A 1,596-nucleotide genomic window follows, 5' to 3' on the forward strand; every position below is an offset into this window, starting at 1 on the left:
GCCTTCCTGGCAAAACGGCTGGGAGAACTGACCGCCCTCCTCCGCGAGCTCACCATCCAGCTTGTGCCGGTGCCGCGCTCGTTTTCGCTGTCTCGGCGCGAAGCTGACATCGCCATTACCGTGGAACGCCCGACCGAAGGCCGGCTGGTGGCGGGAAAGCTGGTCGACTACACGCTCGGCCTGTTCGCCTCGCGCGCCTATGCCGAAGCCAATGGCCTGCCGGCGACAGCGGCCGAGCTCGGCCGGCACACGCTGATCGGCTATGTGCCGGACCTCATCGTCAGCCCATCGCTCGATTATGCCGCCGAGTTCAGCGCCGACTGGCGAACCAGCTTCGCCATCTCCTCGGCGCTCGGCCAGGCCGAGGCGGTGCGCTCGGGCGCCGGCATCGGCATCCTGCACACTTTCGTCGCCCGCTCGATGCCGGAGCTGGTCGCCGTCGATATCGTGGCGCCCATCCGCCGCGCCTACTGGCTGGTTTATCACGAATCGGTGAGGCCGCTGCGTCGCGTCCAGCTCGTCGCCAATTTCATCAACAGGGCGGTGGAGCGGGAGCGCGGCCTGTTTAGCTGATTTCACAAGCCTGCAACGCAGTTCGTGTTTCAAGGCGTGTCGAGAATGAACGAATTCACCACTCGTTCAGCCTTGTCCGCCAGCGGCGCCCACATCCGCGCCACCTGCTCGGCGCTCTCGCCCATCTCGCCGCAGTTCACATAACCGTAGCGCGCGCCCCGGACGGAGAACGCGAACCTGGAATGGCCATAAAAGGTGGCATTCCCGCTGAGAACCGTGAAGTCCACGTCGGCCAGGCGGACGGGGTAGCCGTCGGGAAACCTTGCAAGGCTGTCATTGCTGAAATCGGCTGTGCTGAATGAGGTGCCTATTGTCTTTTCCCAATTATTCATCGACCAGCCCTCCATGAATTTGCCCGTATCGGACGGCGAGCCCGGTGCCGATTGATCGTAAAATGAAGCGGATACCATGCAGATGAGATCGGCAAATTTCACGCTCAGCCGTATCTCTTCTTCGGAGAGCGGCTCGTTGATCCATTCCTCTGGAAAGGTCAGAGAAAACCCGTTCTGCTGGTCGTGGACGGTCTTGTCCGCGGCGCTGACCACGGAGGCGTAGAACAGAAATCCAACACTGGTAGTCAGAAAGCAGAAACGCATCACGATGCTCGCGAAATGCCAAGACGGGAACTATGCCCGGGTGGATGGGACAAGGCGGCATATCACAATCGGGCGATACACGCGGCCTTTTACTTGCCACAAAACCGGCCAGTGTGGCATCAGGCACGCGGCCGTCGGCGCGGGAACGATAGCCCGCGTGGGAAAGTCATTCAGAAAGCTGGCGCGGATAAAATGCGAGCCGTTCTTGCCATCCTGCCGCTGGCCTTCCTCTCGGCTTGCGCCAACCCGTGGACGAAAGTGCCGGAGGCTGAACTTCCGAAGCCGATCCGCACTGCGATGGCGCGCCCCTCGGCTTTCGTCTTCGGCAATTATTGCGGGCCGGGGACCCGCTCCGGCGATCTGTCGCTGCGGCCGGTCGGCCGCCTCGACGCCGCTTGCCAGGTCCACGACGCCTGCTACATCGCCC

General features: G+C 62.6%; 2 protein-coding genes and 1 pseudogene. 2 read left to right on the forward strand and 1 reads right to left on the reverse strand.

Annotated elements, in window-relative coordinates; all coding sequences use genetic code 11:
- Positions 1 to 573: substrate-binding domain-containing protein (locus EN780_RS33805; RefSeq protein WP_189556970.1), on the forward strand; the 573-nt coding region annotated here is incomplete at its 5' end.
- 29 nt (positions 574 to 602) lie between these two features.
- Here the strand turns inward: EN780_RS33805 and EN780_RS33810 are convergent.
- Positions 603 to 1,169, reverse strand: coding sequence for a hypothetical protein (locus EN780_RS33810; protein WP_128276420.1), 567 nt, complete (start codon positions 1,167 to 1,169; stop codon positions 603 to 605).
- A 192-nt stretch (positions 1,170 to 1,361) separates the two neighbouring features.
- Between EN780_RS33810 and EN780_RS33815 the strand changes: the two are divergent.
- A pseudogene (locus EN780_RS33815) lies at positions 1,362 to 1,596 on the forward strand (hypothetical protein); the annotation flags it as partial.

This window comes from Mesorhizobium sp. M4B.F.Ca.ET.089.01.1.1, assembly GCF_004022605.1.
GTDB lineage: Bacteria > Pseudomonadota > Alphaproteobacteria > Rhizobiales > Rhizobiaceae > Mesorhizobium > Mesorhizobium abyssinicae.

Bases quoted from the DNA above. Each gene is read 5' to 3' on its own strand.
- EN780_RS33810 (WP_128276420.1), bottom strand. From the start codon at position 1,169: ATGCGTTTCTGCTTTCTGACTACCAGTGTTGGATTTCTGTTCTACGCC.